Origin of the sequence: Melissococcus plutonius ATCC 35311, assembly GCF_000270185.1 — a bacterium.
GTDB lineage: Bacteria > Bacillota > Bacilli > Lactobacillales > Enterococcaceae > Melissococcus > Melissococcus plutonius.
Window position 1 is genome coordinate 542,191 of the sequence record NC_015516.1, and the last position, 16,442, is coordinate 558,632.

Consider the following 16,442-nt stretch of genomic DNA (forward strand, 5'->3'; position numbering starts at 1 on the left):
GGAGAATATGACATACCAAAAAGTACCCAATTCAATAAAAGAATTTATGAAAACGATTACCGAATTATGTGGTAAAAAACATGAGAATTGGGCAATCAATTTTAATGCTGCTTTTGCAAATACATTGACTACAACAATTAAAAAACAAACAGATAACACTACCTTTTTACTAACAGGAGATATTCCGGCAATGTGGTTAAGAGATTCAACTGCTCAAGTTCGTCCTTATTTGGTGATTGCCAAAGAAGATGAAGAATTAGCAACAATGATCTGTGGCTTGGTTCAACGACAATTTATGTATATTTCTATTGATCCTTATGCAAACGCATTTAACGAAACAGCAAATGGTGCTGGCCATCAAGGTGACCATACTACAATGAATCCATGGATTTGGGAAAGAAAATATGAAATCGATTCTTTATGTTATCCTGTTCAGTTGGCCTATTTACTTTATAAAAATACTGGTTTGACGAAACAATTTGATGATTTATTTGTAGCAGGAATAGCCAAAATTTTAGACGTATTTACGATTGAACAAGATCATCGAAATTCTACTTATTTTTTTGAACGAGACACTTTAAGAAAAGAAGATACACTAGAAAACGATGGAAAAGGCACTCCAATCTTACCAACGGGGATGATTTGGTCTGGTTTTCGTCCTAGTGATGATGCTTGTCGCTATGGCTATTTAATTCCTTCAAATATGTTTGCTGTAGTGATCCTAGGTTATATTGAACAAATTTTTTCAACTGTTCTTTCAAATGATACGTTTGTTAAAAAAGCTAGAAAATTAAAAAAAGAGATTCAACAAGGAATTGAAACCAATGGCAAAACTAAAAATAGACAAGGAGAAAGCATTTTTGCTTATGAGGTAGATGGTTTGGGAAATGCTTCAATTATGGATGATGGGAATATTCCTAATTTATTATCTGCTCCCTATCTAGGATATGTACATGCTAATGATAAGATATATCAACAAACACGAAAAACGATTCTTAGTCATCAAAATCCTTATTTTTATGCAGGAACTTTTGCTAGAGGGATTGGTAGTTCTCACACACCTGAAAATTATATTTGGCCAATTGCTTTAGCCATGGAAGGAATGACAACAACAGACAAAAATGAGAAAGCTTCAATTTTAGATCTATTGGTTAAAAATGATGCAGGCACTCATCTAATGCATGAAGGGTTTGATGTGAACAATCCAAATCATTATACAAGAGAGTGGTTCTCATGGGCTAATATGATGTTTTGTGAATTTGTAATGGATTATTTTGATATTAAAATTGATAAATAGGAGGAGTTAAAAATGGCAAAGAAAAAAGTATATATTATTTCACATGCACATTGGGATAGAGAATGGTACATGCCGTTTGAACAACATCATATGCGCTTAATTGAACTTATTGATGATTTACTGACTATTTTTAAAAGCGATCCAACTTTTGATAGTTTTCATTTGGATGGACAAACGATTATCTTAGACGATTATCTTGCCGTTAGACCTGAGAGAAAACAAGAGCTCCAAGAAGCAATTACAGCAGGTAAGTTAAGAATAGGTCCATTTTATATTTTGCAAGATGCCTTTTTAATCAGTCCAGAATCAAATATCCGTAATATGCTGATTGGTAGAAAAGAAAGTGAGAAATGGAAAACGCCAACTCGCTTAGGCTATTTTCCAGATACTTTTGGGAATATGGGGCAAACTCCTCAACTAATGCAACAGGCTAGTTTACCAGCAGTTGCTTTTGGACGAGGTGTTCAGCCAGTAGGATTTGATAATCAATTAGAAGAAAATAGAGACTATAGTTCTCAATATTCAGAGATGTGGTGGGAAGGCCCAGACAAAACTCAGGTATTCGGATTGCTATTTGCTAATTGGTACAGTAATGGCAATGAAATTCCTAGTACATAAACAGAAGCCCAACTGTTTTGGGAACAGAAACTCGCTGATGCTGAAAAATTTGCTTCAGCAAATCATCTATTAATGATGAATGGTGTAGACAATCAACCCGTTCAAAAAGACCTGACAAAAGCAATCGCATTGGCAAATAAATTGTTTCCTGAATATGAATTTATTCATTCAAATTTTGAAGAATATTTATCACAATTAATCAAAGATTTGCCTAAAAATTTAGGAAAAGTCAAAGGAGAACTAACAAGTCAGGAAACAGATGGTTGGTTTACCTTAGCAAATACTGCTTCAACCAGAGTTTATTTAAAACAATGGAATACAAAGGTAGAACGCCAGCTAGAAAATATTACTGAGCCGTTAGCAACAATGGCTTATTCATTAACAAAAAACTATCCACATGATCAATTAGACTATGCTTGGAAACTTCTTTTACAAAATCATACTCATGATGGTATTTGTGGTTGTTCTGTTGATAGTGTTCATCGAGAAATGATGACACGGTTTGAAAAGGCCTATGAAGTAGGCCAATATCTAGCCTCAGATGCTTTAGAAACATTAATTCAGAATATCGATACAGCAGTATTCCCAGAAAAAAGTCTACCATTTATTGTATTTAATACAACAGGTTATAGAAAAACAGGAATAGCAAATGTCGCTATTGAAATTGATCGAAAGTATTTTAATGAAGGATCTCCAAACAAGCTAAAAGAAAAATTAGTAGAGGAACCAACCCCAAATTTCCAAGTGATTAACCAAGATGGACAGGTATTATCTGCTACGATCTCAAAAGCACAAGTAAATTTTGATTATGATCTCCCTAAGGATCGTTTTCGTGTTCCCTATATGACAAAAATAGTAACAGTAGAAATTCCTTTAAAGGATTTTCCTGCTGTTTCATGGCAAACATTTGCTTTACAAGAAATAGAAAAACCAATCAATCTTACGCATATTTCGATGATAGGTGCGACAAAGAAAGATATTATATTAGAAAATGAATTTTTACATGTTCAGTTTAAGCAAAACGGTCTACTACGTGTGGTAGATAAAAAAAGCAATACGGTTTATAATGATTTATTATTGTTTGAAGATACAGGTGATATAGGGAACGAATATATTTATAAACAACCTGAAGATACAAAAAGTATCTTATCCAGTGACTTTCCAGCTAAAATAACAATTAATAAAGATACGGAATATCTAGCTCAGATCAAAATCACACAAACAATGAAAATCCCTGTTTCTGCAGATGATTTACTAGTAGAAGAGCAACAAGCGATGATTGATTTTCGTAATCGTCAAGCAAAAAGGTCAGACAATTTGGCTCCTTTAACCATTGAAACTTTAGTAACAATGGAGAGAGATTCACCACAATTACAATTTACAACGACACTTGATAATCAGATGAAAGATCATCGACTACGTGTTCTTTTCGAAACGAATATTCATAAAGAGACACATGAAGCAGACAGTATATATGAAGTTGTTACGCGACCAAACCAAACAAGCGATCAATGGAAAAATCCAACCAATCCACAACATCAACAAGCTTTTGTTAATCTTCACAGTGAAAGATTTGGCATGACTATTTCCAATTATGGATTAAATGAGTATGAAATACTCAGAGAAAAAGGTACGATTGCCCTTACTCTGCTTAGATCAGTAGGGGAACTTGGAGATTGGGGATATTTTCCAACACCTGAAGCACAATGCTTGAGTAAACATGTTTTTCATTATGGCTTAGAATGTCATAATGAACCAACTACACGTTATAAGACCTATCAAAATGCCTATGCAAGTCAAATACCTTTTACCGTAGCACAAGCAACCAAACAACAAGGAAAATTACCGGAAAGTAAACAATGGATAATTATGCCCAATGAAAATATAGGAATTACAGCAATGAAAAATAGTGAGGATGATCACTATTTAATAATTCGTGGATTTAATTTAAGCCAACAAGAAACAGAGTGGAAAATAAAAGTTGAAGGAACATCATTCCCAGTATTATTAAATTTGCTTGAACAGCCACAACAAAGATATTTTAAACAAAATATAGATCCCTATGAAATACAAACTTTAGGATTTACTTATAGTAAAGAAGGAGAAAAATAATCATGCACTACGGAGCAATAGAAGCGGGTGGGACAAAATTTATTTGTACAGTTGCAAATGAAACATTAGAGTTTATTGATCAGATCAGCATACCAACGACCGATCCACAAGAAACTTTATCAAAAGTTTTTAATTTTTTTAAACCCTTCTCATTAATAAGTATAGGAATTGGTTCTTTTGGTCCAATAGATGTCAATAGAAGTTCTACTACTTATGGATACATTACTTCTACTCCAAAAGTAGCTTGGCAGAATTTCAATTTTTTAGGTAAAGTAAAAGAACATTTTAATATACCAATCGCTTGGACGACAGACGTAAACGCTGCAGCCTATGGAGAAATGCATATGGGAGCTGGGAGAAATGTCAATAGTTGTATTTATTTAACTTTAGGTACAGGTATAGGCGGTGGGGCGGTCATTAATGGTCAGCTTTTACAAGGGTTTAGTCATCCAGAAATGGGTCATATTACGCTTAAACGACAACCTAGTGATCAACTAGTCAGTACTTGCCCTTATCATTCAGATTGTCTAGAAGGATTAGCTTCAGGTCCTGCTATAAAAAAGCGCAGAGGGATTGAAGGTCAGAATCTAAAAGAATCAGATGAAATTTGGCTGATTGAAGCCGATTATCTAGCACAAGCTCTACTTGATTATACATTAATCTTATCGCCTGAAAAAATCATCTTGGGTGGTGGTGTAATGAAACAAGATCATCTGATCAAAAAGATACATGTATCGTTGAATAAACAACTAAATGGTTATGTTCAGTTACCACCTATGGAAGACTATGTTGTTGGTTGTGAATTAAAAGATGATAGTGGTACCTATGGCTGTTTATTACTTGCAAAAGAAGAAGCAAGATAACCATTCACAAATATATACTACGAACTATAATTATTTCATAAATGGTTGGAGAACTAGTGTAGAAAGCTTGCTTTGACACAATCTATTCACAAATTTCTTTTGCTTCATAGGTTTTATCACTTAAAATGTTACTTTCAGTAATATCGAAATCTTGAAGAAGTTCAATCGCTGGTATGGAATCATGAACCTGACCGACGATTAGAATAAAAGCTAGAGGATTTCCCAATCTATCTACCAACGTGTAGGTCTTAATATTCTTTTCACTTCTATTGGTTTCAATATACTGAGGTGAGGAATTGCTTTTTTAGCACCTAAACTATGTTAGTGAACTTTAATGGAAGTTGAATCTAAATTTAGGTTTTTTCAAAATCTGGACTAGCTTTAAGAACATGAAAGGTGGCAATAAATGAGTCTGGATTACACCATTTACAGAAATAGCAGTTATAAATTGTTTTCCTAAATAGTGTTCTATTAGTAAACAACGTCAGGCTGCTCTATTTTGAGCAATCCAAAGGATTGTATTAAATCACATTCGATTGCTCAATTTTCATGGTTATCCTTTTTATGAGGCGAGAATAATGAAGTTGTTTGTCTTTGTTGTTCATTGGTTAATGCATCTCTGTTCTGTGTCATGACAATTGACTCTAGTTGATTTTATCAATGTAATCACATAACCTAGTTGTTTTCAGGTATATCCGAGTCGTTTACCAAACAATTTTTGTTATTCTAATAAAAACAGCTCGTCTAATTATTGATGAGCTGTTTTTATTAAATTATTTCAACAAAAAGTATCTGTTGTCTAATCTTAAAATTATAATAATTGTTCTTATAGCAATTACTAAAGTTTTTATTTTACTATTTCAATAGTATTTGTTGGTGATCTAACCTAATTATTGACAGAATTTAGAAAAAATAAATTTTTGTTAAAATCCGTATAAAAAAGAATGATTTTATTTAAATTTTAAGGAATTAACGACGATTAATCCTTTAAAAACGTTTAAATTTATTATCCTTTCATGTATAATTATTAAAGTTATATTGATATAAAAAAGTTAGGAGAATTTATTTTGGCAGATAAAAACCAAAATGATCGTATTCCTTCATTTAAAGAACAAACTATGCGTTCATTAGATAAAAAATCAAAAAATAATAAAACTGTTCTTTCTGATAATAAGATTGAAACAAATAATCAGAAAGTTAGAGAAGAACAATCATCTGAGTATTTAACAGAAGAACAAGCTAAAGATTATTCAGATCAAAAAAAGACAACTTCTTATAATGAATCAGAAAAGATAAATGATTTCGATCATACATACATGCAAGAAAAACAGCTATCTATTAAAAATGATCATAATGAAAATGCAGGTATTTCAAAAAGAAAACTTCGTCGGAGGGAAGACGGATTAGTTAATAAAATTGTTTTAATCATTATTTCTGTTCTAGTTTTACTTATTTCCATTTTTGGTATTACTTTTTATTATTATATTAATGCTGGTTTAAAACCATTAGATAAAACAAATACAAAATTAGTGCAAGTTTATATTCCTGAGGGATCGTCAAGTAAAAAAATTGCGAATATTTTAGAAGAGAGTAAAATAATTAAAAGTGGTATGGTGTTTAATTATTATGTTAAATTCAAAAATATGGCTAATTTCCAAGCAGGCTATTATCAAATGGCACCTAGTATGCAATTAGATCAAATTAGTGCTCTATTAAAAGAAGGCGGTACTGCTGAACCAAATCAAGTTGGTGCAGGAAAAGTTACGATTCCAGAAGGTTATGACATCAATAAAATTGGTGATACTCTTGAAAAAAAGACAAAATTTAAAAAAGAAGATTTTTTAGCATTAATGAAAAATGACAAATTTTTTAAACAAATGCATCATAAATATCCTGAACTATTACAAAGTGCTTCTGAAGCAAATAATGTTCGTTATAAATTAGAAGGATATTTGTTTCCAGCAACCTATGCTTACTATAAAAAAGTAACTTTAGAAGATTTTGTTGAACAAATGGTTAAAAAAACCGATGATGTCATGAAAACATTAAAACCGGCTATTCAAGCAAAGAAAATGACTAATCAGCAAGTATTAACTTTAGCCTCTTTGGTTGAAAGAGAAGGAGGAAAAGGTGAAGATCGTAAAAAAATTGCACAAGTATTTTACAATCGATTGACAGCTGATATACCTCTTCAATCAGATATTTCCATTTTGTATGCTTTGAATAAGCAAAAAGAAAAGATTTCATATGATGATTTAGAAGTAGATTCACCGTATAATCTGTATAAAAATGTTGGTTATGGTCCTGGTCCATTAGATAATCCTAGTGAACAATCAATAAATGCTGTATTAAATCCGATTAAAAACGATTATATGTATTTTGTTGCAGATATTCTAACAGGAAAAGTTTATTATTCAGAGACATATGAAGAACATCAAGCATTAGTTGAGAAGTATGTGAATAAGGCAGACAAACAATGAAAACAAATAAAAGGGTTGTTAGTAGTTATTAGTTATAGTAAATTGATTTTCAAAATGAATTTTAGTTATTCTTATAAATAGATATAAAAAAATAATTTTAAGCAAATATTATTTACAATTTTATTAAACCGTGTTACGCTTTTGTGCATTGAAAATCAGATTTTAAATGTACAAAAGCGTAACATACAAAAAGGAGAAATTAACATGGTAGAAAAAGTATTTCCAATGACGCAAGAAGGAAAAGAAAAATTAGAACAAGAATTAGAAGAATTAAAAACAATCAAAAGAAAAGAAATTGTTGAACGAATTAAAATTGCGCGTAGTTTTGGTGACCTTTCAGAAAATTCAGAATATGAATCTGCGAAAGATGAACAAGCATTTGTAGAAGGCCGAATTACTACTTTAGAAAATATGATTCGTTTTGCTCAAATTATAGATAATGATGGCGTGGATGAAGACGAAATTTCTATTGGGAAAACTGTTGTTTTTACTGAATTGCCTGATGGTGAAGAAGAAGAATATACAATTGTTGGAAGTGCAGAAGCTGATCCATTCTCAGGAAAAATTTCTAATGACTCACCTATTGCACAAGCTCTAATAGGAAAGCATTTAGGAGAAGAAGTTATTATTGAAACGCCTGGTGGCGATATGAAAGTCAAAGTTATAAGAGTCAGTTAATTATCTGATTTTCGAATAAATAATTATGCTATGCTTTTTGGTAAATTGAATTATAAATGATTTTGATATATAACAAATAAAATGTGTAGTTAGTAATCTTTGAATCAAACGATTGTTTTAAAATTTCTAAGAAAATTCATTTGTTTGATAGTTGAATTGCCCTTATCCAATGATCAGAGAAATTAGCTTTATTGATAAATACTTATATCTTATATAATTAATAAAATATTTAATATAAAAGCTATTATTTATTTCTATGCTATAATAATAATAAAAGGAGTGGGACTAAAAATGAAATTAAGAATTACACCAAGTGCACAAGAATGGTTTAAAAGAGAAATCGACATACCTGAAGGCAGTGGCATCCGTTTCTATGGAAAAGCTTATGGAAAAACACCTGTTTTCGACGGATTTTCCATCGCTATGTCTGTGGAAGCACCCAGTCATCCAATGGCTGAGCATGTATTAGAAGGAATTACCTATTTTATTGAAGATACCGATGATTGGTTTTTCAATGGTTATGATTTGGTTGTTGATTATAATCAACAAAAAGATGAACCAGATTATCAATTTATTCCAGAAAAAAAATGATCAAAAGGAATATTAAATGATTTACTCTGATTAAAAACTGTATTGTTTAAGGATAAAAGTTCATTAGGAAGGCTTTAGGAGGAACGCATCATATGTTGTCAATTGTTGTCCCTTGTTATAACGAGGAAGAATCAATCCCATTATTTTTTGATGAGGTAGAAAAAGTTAGTAATCAACTTGATCAATCAGTAGAATATATATTCATCAATGATGGTTCAAAAGATAATACGCTTACAACTTTAAGAGAATTGTATAAAAAGAATCCACTAAAGGTAAGATATTTATCTTTTTCAAGAAATTTTGGTAAAGAAGCTGGGCTCTATGCTGGTTTAAAAGAAGCAAAAGGAGATCTTATCACTGTGATGGATGTAGATTTACAGGATCCTCCAGAATTACTGCCAAAAATGATCAAAATGCTCGATGAAAATTTAGAATTAGACTGTATAGGGACACGACGAGTAACTCGAGATGGAGAACCACCAATAAGAAGTTTTTTTGCTCGCCTATTTTATAAATTAATCAATCGAATTGGTGAAACAGAAATGGTAGATGGTGCACGTGATTTCCGTCTAATGACTCGCCAAATGGTTGATGCTATTCTGGAATTGAAGGAATATAACCGTTTTTCTAAAGGGATTTTCAGTTGGGTAGGTTTTAATACTCAATATTTAGAATATGAGAACCGAGAAAGAGTTGCTGGGGAAACCTCTTGGTCTTTTTGGAGTCTACTTAGTTATTCTATTGATGGTATTATTGATTTTTCGGATGCTCCCTTAAACATTGCCTCGTATGCTGGTGCCTTTTCATGTATCGGTTCAACTATTGCTATGTTAATTATCATTTTTCGAACTTTAATAAATGGAGATCCAACGAGTGGCTGGCCTTCAATGGTTTGTATTTTTCTATTTGTTGGTGGAATTCAATTGTTATGTTTAGGAATTATAGGAAAATATATTGGTAAAATATTCTTGGAAACTAAAAGACGTCCTATTTATATAGTTAAAGAAACAGAACAAAGTAAGAAAAATGAATGAACTAAAGAGAAAAAGCATAAATAAAAGAAAAAACAGAAAAAATAAGCTAATTTATTTGCCTATTTTTTCTGTTTTTTTTGTATCTGTTCAATTTTTTAAAATATCCCACTTAATAACCACGCGTTAGATTAATTTTATTTATAACCAAATCTTTTTTTTGAATATAACTTTTTAAATTGGATAAAAAAATCTCAAATAATTGATCTGTAATCCCAGGTGTCAAACCAGCAATGTGTGGTGTGATAAGTACGTTTTCCATTTCCCATAATGGACTATCTTTTTCTAAAGGTTCATCTTCAAAAACATCCAATGCAGCAAATGAAAGAATTTTTTCATCTAGTGCATGAATCAGATCTACTGTATTAACAGAGGGACCACGACCAACATTAACAAAAATCACCCCTTTTTTCATGGCATGAAACATTTTATCATTGTATAAATGATAAGTATCTTTTGTCAACGGCAATATATTTACAACAATATCCATTTCTGAAACAACCTGAATCATTTCTTTTTGAGAATAACATTTTATAAAATGTGAAACTGAATGACCAGATGTATTGATACCATAAATTTTTAAACCAAATCCTTCAGCAAGTTGAGCAATCTGTTGACCGATTTTTCCGGTACCTTCAATTAATAATTTTTGCTTGGTAAGTTGTACTGGTTCAATAGCATTCTTTGCCCATTTTTTTCTTCTTGCAATTGAATACTTTTTTTTATTCCACGAAATTTAGTAAGTAAAACACCAATGACATATTCAGCGATTGAAAAATCATAAAGACCTCCACCATTAGATAGTAAAATACCTTTATTAGCGAGTTTTTTAATGTCAAATGTATCAATGCCAGCTGATATGGTTTGAATCCACTTTAACTGGCTAGTTGATGATTCTAGTAGTCGTTCCGCTAACTTTTCATCCCAACCTAGACTGATTTCAATATCTTCCTCATCAAAGGATGGCACGTTTTTTGAAGCATCAATCACTAAGTAATTTTCAGCGAATTGTTGTATTTTTTGAATTTGTTTTGTATCTAATGGCTTAGTAAGATAAATAATAGGTTGTGTCATTTATTTGTCCTCCTTTTTTATATTGTATCAACAAATAATAAAAAAAACGAAAGAAACAAAATGTTATCCCTTTGACATTTTGTTTCTTTCGTAGATACAGCCGACCTATCATTAATGAATGAAAAATTAATAATTAGGACTTTAAGGAGTAATGTGGTTCACTTCTAATAGCAGGAAAGAATAAGAAGAGACTTATCAAAATGATTAACCAACTATTATCAAATGATGGGTTGATAAATCCAAGAATACAACTAATAATAATTGGAATAGTTGAACAATAAGAAACAATTTTTAAACAATCGATAAAGCTTAGTTGATAAAATCTTAATTTACTATAAATAATTGCAGGAAATACAGTTAATAAGAGATTTAAAATTAAATTAATAAAGACTGGATAAATAGAAATAAAAAAGATACATAATTTTAGCCAGAATGGCAATGTTAGCTGGTTCAATGAATTTTTTACCTTTGTTGATGTCACGTTATTTAATCCGACATCTTGATAAGAAAATAGCCATTGATGTTTAAAATAGCGAATCAAGAAAATCATTTTTAGGTGTTGAAACTACAAATCTATTTGGCAAAAAGGCAACTTCCAATGTATTACCGATTAAGTCATCATTGATATCATCTAATTTTCTTTTTCCATCTGGATCAAAGGTAAAAATTAAAGAATTTGTTTGGTAAATGAAACCTGAATTTTTTTCATTTGTCATTAATTCATTATTTTTGATTGTAAAATTAGGTAATTGCTTAGCAATTTTTTGACTATCTTGTTCAAAATCATAGAAAATTGAAAAAACTTGCTTAGCAATAGGTAATGTCAGAATAACACTTAAAAAAATAATATAAATAATGACTTTCCATAGTGGCATTTTTTTTGCTTGGTTTATTTTAGATATAGAAAAAAGTGAATATGTAAGTAATTGCAAGGTATTCATTAATGTTCTCCTCTTTAAGATAAATAGTATATGAGTCATTTTAACGAATCTAATAAGGAAAGACAAGCTAGCATAATTGTTTTATTGAATTTTTTCTTATAAATATTTTTTTTGAATAATCTTCATGAATTTGATATGATGATTAAAATTAAATAAATTATTATCTAGGGAGGATAATTTTATGACTTATATTTTACCTGACTTACCTTATGCTTATGATGCTTTAGAACCTTATATTGATACTGAAACAATGCATTTGCACCATGATAAACATCATAATACTTATGTAACTAAATTGAATGAAGCAATTGAAAAACATCCTGAACTTGGAAATCAATCTGTTGAGGAATTAATTACAAATATGAATGCGATTCCCGAAGATATTCGTTTAGCTGTTCGCAATAATGGTGGGGGGCATGTGAATCATTCATTTTTCTGGAAAGTTATGGGGCCAAATGCTGGTGGTGAACCAACTGGTGCTGTAAAAGAAGCTATTAATCAAACTTTTGGTAGTTTCGAAAAAATGAAGGAACAATTCAATGCAGCTGCAGCTAGTCGGTTTGGTTCCGGTTGGGCTTGGTTGGTCGTTGACAAAAACAAAAAATTGTCAATTCTATCTACAGCCAACCAAGATTCACCACTAATGGAAGGAAAAACACCAATTTTAGGATTAGATGTATGGGAACATGCCTATTATCTAAAATATAAAAATGTACGTCCTGATTATATTGCTGCTTTTTGGAATGTTGTTAATTGGGAACAAGTAAACCGGAATTATGAAGCAGCAGAATAATTTGTTAAAAATTCTACAAACAGAATAAAAAATGAAGAGAAGAAGTAAAAATTTCTTCTCTTCATTTTTTATTTATAACAATCTTATTAATTAGAAATGAAAATTGATTACATTAGCTGTTTTAAATTTTCAAAGAATAAAAATTTTAAATAAAAAGTATGTTAAAATAAATGAAAAATGGTATATAAATAAAATGGTTATCGACCATGCAAATAGGAAATAAATTTGTGTAAAAAATTTGAGACTATCTAGGAGTGATTTTTATTTTTTATATGAATAATTGAAGTTGAAATGGAAAAGAAGAACAACAAACGAGATGATTAAGTAAAAATTTTCCTTCAAAAAGGTGAAACATTGTAAAAAATAACTTTATTCTTTTTTATTAAAATACTGCTTATTGTTTTTCAATTAAATCAACATTTTCAATTAAAGTTAGACTAAAAGAAAAATATAAATAATATTTTATACTGCAGAGAATTAATATCCCTACAAACAATAGCTTAGGGAAATATCTTTAGCATAGCTAGTTTTTTATTTAGTTTAACTGAAACAATTTTAAATATTATAATTAATTAAACAGATAGGGAGAGAAGTCTATTTTTATGTCGAAAACAAAAAAAGTAATTATAACAATTTTTGGAATTATTGCTGTATTTATTGTATTGACTGTTGGAGTAAGTGCAAAATTTTACTTTGATGTTTCAAAAAGCATGGAAAAAACCTATGAACCTATAGGAAAATCGAAAAATACTAACAAACTCTATAGAAGGAATGTAGATTTTAAAAAACAAGAAGCATTTTCTGTTTTACTTTTAGGAATTGATACTTGAGATATGGGTCGCACAGACCAGGGTAGATCAGATACAATGATGATAGCTGTTGTTAATCCACAAAAGAAAAAAACGGTATTGGTAAGTATTGCTAGAGATACCTATACAGAAATTGTGGGTAGGAAAGTGCATGATAAAATTAACCATGCTTATGCTTACGGTGGCATTTCAATGGCAGCAGACACGGTAAGTAAATTATTAGATATACCAATTGATTATTATGTCTCTATGAATATGGGTGGAATGGAAGAATTAGTGAATAGTATTGATGGCATTACTATTCAAAATACGTTAGCTTTTACTCAAGATAATCATTCATTCCCTATAGGTGAACTACATTTAGATGGTGATGAAACATTAGCTTATACAAGAATGCGTTATGAAGATCCACACGGTGATTATGGTAGACAAGAAAGACAAAGAAATGTCATTAAAGCGATCACGAATAAAACTGTCAACCTATCGTCATTAACTAAATACCATTCTATTTTAGATGCTGTTGAATCAAATATGAAAACGAATTTAAAATGGTCTGAGATGAAATCGGTGATTATAGATGATCGTCAAGCATTTTATCAAATAGATTCTGATCAATTAAAAGGTGAGAGTTTTATGGAAAATAATATATCCTATGAGAAAATTCAACCAAGTGAATTACAAAGAATTAAACTAAAATTAAAAACAGTTTTAAACAAATCGAATGATCAATAATCATTTGGAGAATGGTTATTGAGATATTTCTTTGATTATATAAATATGTATTAGATAATTTGTTTTATTAAAAAATGAATTAATGGAGGAAATAATGGAAGAGACAATCAGTATACAAGAAATAATTAAAACTATAAAAAGTCATATTGGTTTTATTTTTGTTTGTGCAATCCTAGGAGTTGGTATTTCAGGAATAATGACTTTTTTTATGATTACACCTAAATATAGTTCACAAGCTCAACTCATTGTGCGATTACCACAAACAACTAATGCTAATTCGAACGAGGTTAGTGCTAATTTACAAATGATTAATACGTATAAAGATTTAATTAAAAGTGATTCATTAATTGGTGAAATACATAAACAATTAAACGCAACAGCAAACATTCAATTAAGTACAGAAGAATTACGAAATAGTATTGAAATTACACAATCTCAAGATTCACAAATGTTTACAATTATTGCAACCGCTAAGCAAGCCACAACAGCAGAAAAAATTGCCAATTTAACGGCTAATACGTTTCAGCAAAAAGCCAAACATACTTTAAATGTAGATAAAGTTATAATTATTTCACCGGCTTTTGCAGATATGAAGCCTATTTCACCAAATAAAAAAATAAATTTAGCACTTGGTTTGACTTTTGGTTTATTAATAGGAATTATAGATACATTTGGATTGGAATTTTTTGATAAAACAATTAAAAATGAACAATTTCTTTCAGATGAACTTGGATTAATTGTTTTAGGTGTTGTTCCTACAATGGTAGGTAAGGAATCAGAAACAAACTATACTAAAATAAAAACTGTAAATACCGCTATTATTAATGAAGATAAAGATAAATCTACATTGACGCAGGAAAAAAATGAGTATGCACCTGAAACAATGCCAACACGTCGAAGTCGTAAACGTCTATAGGAGGATAACATGTCAGAGAAAAATAGTTTAAAAAAGCAACGCACAAAACCAATTAGTCTAATTACAATGTCGGATCCTGCATCCCCTATTTCAGAACAATATAAAACAATTCGAACAAATATTCAGTATGCAATGGTTGATAAAACGCTACAAACATTGGCGATTACATCATCAAATGCTTCAGAAGGTAAATCTACTTCTACTATTAATTTAGCCATTGTGTTTGCTAATTCAAATAAAAAAGTATTATTGGTGGATGCTGATATGCGAAATCCAACAATAGCAAAAACGTTTGAGCTGATCAATAACCGTGGGTTGAGCACATTACTAAGTAATAAAACAATGACTACAGAAGAAGTTTTACAGCCTACTAATCTTGAAAATTTAAATATTCTGCCAAGTGGTCCAATACCACCAAATCCATCTGAGTTGCTAGATTCTTTACAGATGAAACGATTGATCGAAGAATGGAAAAATAATTATGATTTAATTATTTTTGATACACCGCCAATTCTAGCTGTAACAGATGCTCAAATTTTAGCTTCAAAGGTAGATGGAACCATTTTAGTTGCACGTGAGAAGATTGCTGAAAAGAGTGCACTTTTAAAAGCAAAGGAATTATTAATTATGGTAAAAGCAACGATTATTGGTGCTATTTATAATGATGCAAGTTCTGTTAAAGACCAAGGCTATTATTATGGTGTTAAGTAAATCGTTAGGTAAATATAGAAGGGATCTTAACTATGATAGATTTACATTGTCATATTCTTCCTGGAATAGATGATGGGACAAAAACGTTAGGTGATGCGATTAAGATGGCAAACACAGCCGTTGATCAAGGTATTCACCATATCTTATGTACCCCCCATCATAATAGTCAATATTATGCTTCAGTAGAAAAAATTATTCATTTAGTAGCAGATTTAAAGAAAGAATTAGATATTCGTGAAATTCCTTTAACTCTTTATGAAGGTCAAGAAATAAGAATTGATGGAACAATAATGAATAAAATTGAAAATAACAACTTATTATTTGTTGATTTATCAAATCGTTACTTGTTGATTGAGTTTCCAACACGTGAAGTTCCTGCTTATGCAGAACAATTATTTTTTGAACTATTGAACAAAGGGCATATTCCTATTATTGTTCATCCAGAACGAAATAGTATGTTGATTGAAAATCCAAATCGCTTAATCCCTTTTTTAAAAATGGGTGTTTTAACACAGATGACAGCACCTAGTTATGTAGGAATATTTGGAAAAAAAATTGCGCAAACAGCCAAACAGATGCTATCACATAATATGATTTATATGGTGGCCTCTGATGCCCATTGTATTGAAGATAGAAGTTTTTATTTAGCATCTGCCTATGAACAAATAGAAAAAGATCTAGGAGAAAATAAAGTAAAAATACTTAAGCAAACAGCTAAAGATATTTTAAATGGTGATTTTATACAAATGTTAAAATTTGAAAAAATAAGCAATAGAAAATTTAAATTGTTTTAGAA

Annotated in this window: 15 protein-coding genes and 2 pseudogenes; 12 read left to right on the plus strand and 5 right to left on the minus strand. The window is 30.4% G+C overall.

The genetic code is table 11. The annotated features are described in order from the left end of the window. The first annotated feature begins 7 nt into the window (after window positions 1-7). The 3 genes and pseudogenes from MPTP_RS02250 to MPTP_RS02260 all read left to right on the plus strand — a co-directional run bounded on the left by MPTP_RS02250 (window position 8) and on the right by MPTP_RS02260 (window position 4,890). Entirely contained in the window at window positions 8-1,297 is a 1,290-nt protein-coding gene (locus tag MPTP_RS02250) for a glycoside hydrolase family 125 protein (RefSeq protein WP_013773423.1), read from the plus strand. Window positions 1,298-1,309: 12 nt separating this feature from the next. Beyond that, window positions 1,310-4,027, plus strand: a pseudogene (locus tag MPTP_RS02255) (alpha-mannosidase). A 2-nt stretch (window positions 4,028-4,029) separates the two neighbouring features. Then, window positions 4,030-4,890 (plus strand): ROK family protein, encoded by an 861-nt coding sequence (locus MPTP_RS02260; RefSeq protein ID WP_013773424.1) that lies wholly within the window; start codon window positions 4,030-4,032, stop codon window positions 4,888-4,890. A gap of 82 nt (window positions 4,891-4,972) precedes the next feature. Here MPTP_RS02260 and MPTP_RS09655 read toward each other — a convergent pair whose 3' ends face one another. Continuing rightward, a complete protein-coding gene (locus MPTP_RS09655) occupies window positions 4,973-5,128 on the minus strand; it encodes a hypothetical protein (protein WP_155522197.1) in 156 nt (51 codons plus the stop codon). 829 nt (window positions 5,129-5,957) lie between these two features. On the opposite strand from MPTP_RS09655, the gene mltG reads away from it, so the two are divergent. The 4 genes from mltG (at window position 5,958) to MPTP_RS02280 (ending at window position 9,673) form a co-directional block, all read left to right on the plus strand. Then, window positions 5,958-7,370, plus strand: a complete 1,413-nt coding sequence (gene mltG / locus MPTP_RS02265; protein WP_013773426.1) for an endolytic transglycosylase MltG — start codon at window positions 5,958-5,960, stop codon at window positions 7,368-7,370. 204 nt (window positions 7,371-7,574) lie between these two features. Further along, window positions 7,575-8,048: a transcription elongation factor GreA gene (gene greA / locus MPTP_RS02270; RefSeq protein ID WP_013773427.1), complete on the plus strand. Its 474-nt coding sequence runs from the start codon at window positions 7,575-7,577 to the stop codon at window positions 8,046-8,048. Window positions 8,049-8,339: 291 nt separating this feature from the next. Further along, the gene (locus MPTP_RS02275; RefSeq protein WP_013773428.1) at window positions 8,340-8,639 is read left to right on the plus strand and encodes a HesB/YadR/YfhF family protein; all 300 of its coding nucleotides are present in this window, start codon (window positions 8,340-8,342) and stop codon (window positions 8,637-8,639) included. Window positions 8,640-8,731: 92 nt separating this feature from the next. Further along, window positions 8,732-9,673 (plus strand): glycosyltransferase family 2 protein, encoded by a 942-nt coding sequence (locus MPTP_RS02280; protein WP_013773429.1) that lies wholly within the window; start codon window positions 8,732-8,734, stop codon window positions 9,671-9,673. A 109-nt stretch (window positions 9,674-9,782) separates the two neighbouring features. On the opposite strand, the gene MPTP_RS09885 is transcribed toward MPTP_RS02280, so the two are convergent. The 4 genes from MPTP_RS09885 to MPTP_RS10190 form a co-directional block, all read right to left on the minus strand. Further along, window positions 9,783-10,406 (minus strand): NAD(P)-dependent oxidoreductase, encoded by a 624-nt coding sequence (locus MPTP_RS09885; protein WP_311736270.1) that lies wholly within the window; start codon window positions 10,404-10,406, stop codon window positions 9,783-9,785. Beyond that, on the minus strand, window positions 10,310-10,744 hold the full coding sequence (locus MPTP_RS09890) for a Rossmann-fold NAD(P)-binding domain-containing protein (RefSeq protein WP_013773431.1): 435 nt from the start codon (window positions 10,742-10,744) through the stop codon (window positions 10,310-10,312). Before MPTP_RS09890 ends, MPTP_RS09885 begins: the two co-directional genes overlap by 97 nt. A 133-nt stretch (window positions 10,745-10,877) precedes the next feature. Next, complete coding sequence (locus tag MPTP_RS10185) at window positions 10,878-11,198, minus strand: DUF1189 family protein (protein ID WP_268746627.1); 321 nt, start codon at window positions 11,196-11,198, stop codon at window positions 10,878-10,880. A 70-nt stretch (window positions 11,199-11,268) separates the two neighbouring features. After that, entirely contained in the window at window positions 11,269-11,685 is a 417-nt protein-coding gene (locus tag MPTP_RS10190; RefSeq protein ID WP_013773432.1) for a DUF1189 family protein, read from the minus strand. A 181-nt stretch (window positions 11,686-11,866) separates the two neighbouring features. Here MPTP_RS10190 and MPTP_RS02295 point away from each other — a divergent pair, with 181 nt between their 5' ends. The 5 genes and pseudogenes from MPTP_RS02295 to MPTP_RS02315 all read left to right on the plus strand — a co-directional run bounded on the left by MPTP_RS02295 (window position 11,867) and on the right by MPTP_RS02315 (window position 16,440). Then, entirely contained in the window at window positions 11,867-12,478 is a 612-nt protein-coding gene (locus MPTP_RS02295; RefSeq protein ID WP_013773433.1) for a superoxide dismutase, read from the plus strand. Window positions 12,479-13,080: 602 nt separating this feature from the next. Then, window positions 13,081-14,019, plus strand: a pseudogene (locus MPTP_RS02300) (LCP family glycopolymer transferase). A gap of 94 nt (window positions 14,020-14,113) precedes the next feature. Further along, window positions 14,114-14,935, plus strand: coding sequence for a YveK family protein (locus tag MPTP_RS02305; RefSeq protein WP_013773437.1), 822 nt, complete (start codon window positions 14,114-14,116; stop codon window positions 14,933-14,935). A 9-nt stretch (window positions 14,936-14,944) separates the two neighbouring features. Then, a complete protein-coding gene (locus MPTP_RS02310; protein WP_013773438.1) occupies window positions 14,945-15,646 on the plus strand; it encodes a CpsD/CapB family tyrosine-protein kinase in 702 nt (233 codons plus the stop codon). A 32-nt stretch (window positions 15,647-15,678) separates the two neighbouring features. Beyond that, window positions 15,679-16,440 carry a tyrosine-protein phosphatase gene (locus MPTP_RS02315; protein WP_013773439.1) on the plus strand — a complete coding sequence of 254 codons (762 nt, stop codon included), beginning with the start codon at window positions 15,679-15,681 and terminating at the stop codon, window positions 16,438-16,440. Window positions 16,441-16,442 lie beyond the last annotated feature (2 nt).

What these genes read in the sequence shown, in the direction of transcription:
- MPTP_RS02250 (WP_013773423.1), top strand. Translation starts at nt 8, where the DNA reads ATGACATACCAAAAAGTACCCAATTCAATAAAAGAATTTATGAAAACG.
- MPTP_RS02260 (WP_013773424.1), top strand. Translation starts at nt 4,030, where the DNA reads ATGCACTACGGAGCAATAGAAGCGGGTGGGACAAAATTTATTTGTACA.
- greA (WP_013773427.1), top strand. Translation starts at nt 7,575, where the DNA reads ATGGTAGAAAAAGTATTTCCAATGACGCAAGAAGGAAAAGAAAAATTA.
- MPTP_RS02275 (WP_013773428.1), top strand. Translation starts at nt 8,340, where the DNA reads ATGAAATTAAGAATTACACCAAGTGCACAAGAATGGTTTAAAAGAGAA.
- MPTP_RS02280 (WP_013773429.1), top strand. Translation starts at nt 8,732, where the DNA reads ATGTTGTCAATTGTTGTCCCTTGTTATAACGAGGAAGAATCAATCCCA.
- MPTP_RS09890 (WP_013773431.1), bottom strand. Translation starts at nt 10,744, where the DNA reads ATGACACAACCTATTATTTATCTTACTAAGCCATTAGATACAAAACAA.
- MPTP_RS10190 (WP_013773432.1), bottom strand. Translation starts at nt 11,685, where the DNA reads ATGAATACCTTGCAATTACTTACATATTCACTTTTTTCTATATCTAAA.
- MPTP_RS02295 (WP_013773433.1), top strand. Translation starts at nt 11,867, where the DNA reads ATGACTTATATTTTACCTGACTTACCTTATGCTTATGATGCTTTAGAA.
- MPTP_RS02305 (WP_013773437.1), top strand. Translation starts at nt 14,114, where the DNA reads ATGGAAGAGACAATCAGTATACAAGAAATAATTAAAACTATAAAAAGT.
- MPTP_RS02310 (WP_013773438.1), top strand. Translation starts at nt 14,945, where the DNA reads ATGTCAGAGAAAAATAGTTTAAAAAAGCAACGCACAAAACCAATTAGT.
- MPTP_RS02315 (WP_013773439.1), top strand. Translation starts at nt 15,679, where the DNA reads ATGATAGATTTACATTGTCATATTCTTCCTGGAATAGATGATGGGACA.